The sequence below is a fragment of the aff. Roholtiella sp. LEGE 12411 genome, assembly GCF_015206995.1.
Lineage (GTDB): Bacteria > Cyanobacteriota > Cyanobacteriia > Cyanobacteriales > Nostocaceae > Komarekiella.
Map to the genome: position 1 here is coordinate 1 of NZ_JADEXR010000259.1, position 4,534 is coordinate 4,534.

General features: G+C 44.7%; 5 protein-coding genes. 4 read left to right on the forward strand and 1 reads right to left on the reverse strand.

What is annotated here, in order from left to right:
* Positions 1 to 283 precede the first annotated feature (283 nt).
* Positions 284 to 1,657 carry a thioredoxin-disulfide reductase gene (trxB, locus tag IQ246_RS28930; RefSeq protein ID WP_194006728.1) on the forward strand — a complete coding sequence of 458 codons (1,374 nt, stop codon included), beginning with the start codon at positions 284 to 286 and terminating at the stop codon, positions 1,655 to 1,657.
* A gap of 246 nt (positions 1,658 to 1,903) precedes the next feature.
* On the opposite strand, the gene IQ246_RS31100 is transcribed toward trxB, so the two are convergent.
* The gene (locus IQ246_RS31100) at positions 1,904 to 1,987 is read right to left on the reverse strand and encodes an element excision factor XisI family protein (RefSeq protein WP_370588575.1); all 84 of its coding nucleotides are present in this window, start codon (positions 1,985 to 1,987) and stop codon (positions 1,904 to 1,906) included.
* Between the two features lie 69 nt (positions 1,988 to 2,056).
* Between IQ246_RS31100 and IQ246_RS28940 the strand changes: the two genes are divergently transcribed.
* From IQ246_RS28940 to IQ246_RS28950, 3 genes are all read left to right on the forward strand, one after another.
* Positions 2,057 to 2,953 carry an ABC transporter permease gene (locus tag IQ246_RS28940; protein WP_194006729.1) on the forward strand — a complete coding sequence of 299 codons (897 nt, stop codon included), beginning with the start codon at positions 2,057 to 2,059 and terminating at the stop codon, positions 2,951 to 2,953.
* A 93-nt stretch (positions 2,954 to 3,046) separates the two neighbouring features.
* Positions 3,047 to 3,211, forward strand: a complete 165-nt coding sequence (locus IQ246_RS28945; protein WP_194006730.1) for a hypothetical protein — start codon at positions 3,047 to 3,049, stop codon at positions 3,209 to 3,211.
* 282 nt (positions 3,212 to 3,493) lie between these two features.
* The gene (locus IQ246_RS28950) at positions 3,494 to 4,384 is read left to right on the forward strand and encodes an ROK family protein (RefSeq protein WP_194006731.1); all 891 of its coding nucleotides are present in this window, start codon (positions 3,494 to 3,496) and stop codon (positions 4,382 to 4,384) included.
* Positions 4,385 to 4,534 lie beyond the last annotated feature (150 nt).

The window sequence follows — 4,534 nt, forward strand, 5'->3', positions numbered from 1 at the left end:
GGTTGTGAAAAAACCTGTATCAAAGTTTCGCTCCAAAAAACCAAAGCACAGAGGTACTGGACAGCGAGTTGAGGCTCCAAATTTTCACATCATCAATAACGCTTTTAGCCTTAACTGAACCGTATTGTAATATAATCCAGAGTTTTTGCATAATAATATACACGAATCCAATTAAAACCCTGGTGTTTACCAAGGGCTATATTTTCTCAATTTCAATAGTTGGCCTTACGAACTTATTTTTGTTATGCTATATTAAACGTAGTCGTTATGAGTTTATATAACTATGACTAACCCGACTGTAGAAAACTTAGTAATTATCGGTTCTGGGCCAGCAGGGTATACAGCTGCCATCTATGCAGGACGAGCTAACCTCAAACCCGTTGTATTTGAAGGTTTCCAAGCGGGGGGTTTGCCTGGTGGGCAATTAATGACAACGACGGAAGTCGAGAATTTTCCTGGGTTTCCCCAAGGGATTACTGGGCCGGAACTGATGGATCAGATGAAGGCGCAGGCGGAACGCTGGGGGGCTGAACTATATACTGAGGATGTGATCTCAGTTGATTTGAGTCAGCGTCCGTTTACTGTGCGATCGCAAGAAAGGGAAGTTCAAACCAACAGTCTGGTGATTGCGACTGGTGCAACGGCAAAACGTTTAGGTTTACCCAACGAACATGAATTTTGGAGTAGAGGGATCTCGGCTTGTGCAATCTGCGATGGTGCTACCCCAATTTTCCACGGTGCAGAACTTGCTGTGATTGGTGCTGGTGACTCGGCGGCAGAAGAGTCCATTTACCTCACCAAATACGGCTCTAAGGTAAATATGCTGGTGCGTTCTGATAAAATGCGGGCTTCTAAAGCCATGCAAGACCGGGTTTTGAGTAACCCAAAAATCCAAGTGCATTGGAACACGGAAGCCGTGGATATCTTCGGTAACGGTCACATGGAAGGCGTGAAAGTGCGCAATATCAAAACTGGTGAAGAAAGCAAATTACACGCTAAGGGTTTATTCTACGCCATTGGTCACAGTCCCAACACCTCCCTATTTAAAGGGCAATTAGAACTGGATGAGGTGGGTTATGTTGTCACCAAGCACGGTACTGTAGAAACGAGTGTAGAAGGCGTTTTTGCTGCTGGCGATGTGCAAGATCATGAGTTTCGTCAAGCAATTACAGCTGCGGGTACTGGCTGTATGGCGGCGATGTTGGCAGAACGTTGGTTGTCTTCCAGTGGTTTAATTCAAGAATTCCATCAACAGCCAGAAACAGCAAATAATGAATTAGAACATCAGCCAGCAGCGAAGAAAACTGAAGCTGAGGAAGAAGCTGGATTTAATTTAAATGCAACGCGCCATGAAGGTGGCTATGCTTTACGGAAGTTGTTCCATGAAAGCGATCGCCTACTCTTTGTAAAATATGTCGCTCCTGGCTGCGGCCCTTGTCATACCCTCAAGCCAATTTTAAACAAAGTAGTGGATGAATTTGACGGCAAAATTCACTTTGTAGAAATTGACATCGACAAAGATCGAGATATTGCTGAGAATGCTAACGTGACAGGAACACCGACGATTCAATTGTTCAAAAATAAGGAACTGGTGAAGGAAATTAAAGGCGTCAAACAAAAGAGTGAATACCGCCAGTTGATTGAAAGTAATCTTTAGGGAATGGGGCATAGGGAATGGGGCATAGGGCATAGGGCATAGGGCATAGGGAATGGGGCATAGGGAATGGGGCATAGGGAATGGGGCATAGGGCATAGGGAATGGAGAAGACTTTTCCCTAGTGCCTATTACCTACTACTGTTCGCTTAAGTGGTAGCTTTGATTTATAGTGTGTTTTATAACTTAGGTGACAGCATATCCAGTGTGTTGCATAACATTTGGCGGGTGAAATCCCAAGACAATTTTTCATTTGGGAATTCCTGCTAATACTAATTTGTAGGTTACGCCATCTTCTGTGTCATCTCGTTGCACCCAAATTTTGCCATCAATTGTTTTGTTTACTCAATCTCCAATCTGATATGTAAAATGGTCAGCGTATCTTGATCCAGGCGATCGCTCATGGCCATTACAAAACCACATCTGCCAAAATTTTTACGCTCAGCCAGCAGTCCCAACCTTTCTCAACAACTAATGCTCATAGGGTTAGCCATTACCCTCTTTTTCATTTTCTTGGCATTCTTGGCTCCCGTATTCCAAAATTGGGGATGGCTGCAAAACCCCAAGGATTTCCTCTCCAATCCAATTCACGAGCTACCCTCAGCTAAACATTGGTTTGGAACCAGTCGCCTGGGCTATGATGTCTTTTCTCGGACAGTATTTGGCGCTCAAGCCGCTTTGCAAGTGGTGATTTTGGCAACAGCGCTGAGTATGATTATCGGTGTGCCTTTGGGTATGCTGAGTGGCTATCTCGGCGGTAAGTTGGATAGGGTGTTGCTATTTCTTATGGATAGCATTTATACTTTACCAGGGTTACTCTTGTCTGTAACGCTGGCTTTTGTAGTAGGGCGTGGAATAATTAACGCAGCGATCGCAATCAGCATTGCTTACATCCCTCAATACTACCGTGTTGTCCGCAACCACACCGTTAGTGTGAAAACTGAAGTATTCATTGAAGCTGCTCAAGCAATGGGCGCTTCTACTTGGATTGTGCTGTCTCGATATCTATTTTTCAACGTCATTCAAAGCGTACCCGTACTATTCACGCTCAACGCCGCTGATGCAATTTTGGTGTTGGGCGGTTTGGGTTTTTTAGGACTAGGACTTCCAGAAGAAGTGCCAGAATGGGGACATGATTTAAAACAAGCGCTAGAAGCCTTACCTACTGGCATTTGGTGGACTACCCTTTTCCCTGGTTTAGCGATGACATGCATGGTGGTAGGGTTATCACTACTGGGTGAGGGGTTAAACGAATTTGTCAATCCTCGGTTACGGCGAGAAAATAGAATCCGAAAGTAGTCAATGGTCATTGGTCATTGGTCAATAACAAATGACAAAGCGCAAAGGACAAATGACAAATGACAAAGAACAAATAACAATAGAGAGATTTACGTGAAAGATAACCTGACGTTAATTGCCGCTGCTACTGGTGGATTTGTACTTTCCGTCGCTTTGGCTGGTATCTTAAGAGGTGCTCCAATTACAGCTTGGCAGGAGCAATCGAGTTTTCGTTCATCCCCAGTGGCAAATGTGCGAATTATTAATAATGACAGATAAAAAACTCTACGCCACTTGCTCTAGGTGAGTTTTTGGGCATGGGGAATGGGGAATTGGGCATTGGAAGGAGCAAGCACATCGGCCCTATGCCCACTTTCATGAGCGTGGTTTCCCGTCGCTTTTGATGAACACAGATACACACATAAAACTTACGCAAGAACTCCCTGAAACTATTATTCCTCCGTGTCGCGCCGCGTAAGTCCTGACACAGATATTTTTTTATCTGTGTTTATTTGTGTTCATCTGTGGTTGTATACAAATAAAGATTTTGGATTGGCCATTGTGGATCAAATAGTTGGCATTGATGTGGGGGGAACAGCGATTAAGTTGGGGCGTTTTACACCTGATGGTAAGTGTTTACAATCTTTGATTGTGGCAACTCCCCAACCAACAACGCCAGCAGCGGTGGTGGCGGTAATGCTGGATGCGATCGCCCAAATTGATCCAGATAATCAAACAGTTGCTATTGGTGTTGGTACTCCTGGCCCTGCCGATGCCACAGGACGTATTGCCAAAATTGCTATTAACTTGGCAGGATGGCGCGATGTGCCTTTAGCAGACTGGTTAGAAATTAAAACTGGCAAACCCACTGTTATCGCTAACGATGCTAACTGCGCGGGACTAGGAGAAGCTTGGTTGGGTGCTGGCCGCCACTTTCAAAATCTAATTCTCCTGACTTTAGGAACTGGGGTTGGTGGCGCAATTATTCTGGATGGCAAACTATTTGTTGGGCATCAAGGAGCAGCTGGAGAATTAGGTTTAATTACATTCAACCCCAATGGGCCAATATGTAATAGCGGCAATCAAGGCTCTCTGGAACAGTATGCTTCAGTCAATGCGATTCGTCGCCGCACTCTGAGGGAAGCAGCAGAATTGGGCGCTCTGGCCCAAGCAGGAGATGCCGAAGCATTGACTTTTTGGCAACAATATGGTATTGATTTGGCTATTGGTTTGACAAGTTTGATTTATGTGCTGACACCAGAAGCGATCGTGATTGGTGGTGGTGTCTGTGCCAGCTTTGAGTTTTTCTTACCAGCTATGAAGGCAGAAATTGAGAAGCGAGTAATGCCCACATCACGCACGGGGTTACAAATTTTGCCAGCGGAGTTGGGCAACTTTGCTGGGATAGTGGGTGCAGCAAAGTTAGCATGGCAACGCTATTCGGGATCTTAAGATTATGGTTCAAATAATCCCAGCCAGAGACATCAGTCTTTAAGAATTAGAAGAAAAATTTTTCAACTGACTACAGACACCAACTTTTTTCCAGAATGGACAGAGAATTTACCAATTATGAAAATATCCCCATGCCCCATGCCCCATGCC

What these genes read in the sequence shown, in the direction of transcription:
- trxB (WP_194006728.1), top strand. Translation starts at nt 284, where the DNA reads ATGACTAACCCGACTGTAGAAAACTTAGTAATTATCGGTTCTGGGCCA.
- IQ246_RS28940 (WP_194006729.1), top strand. Translation starts at nt 2,057, where the DNA reads ATGGCCATTACAAAACCACATCTGCCAAAATTTTTACGCTCAGCCAGC.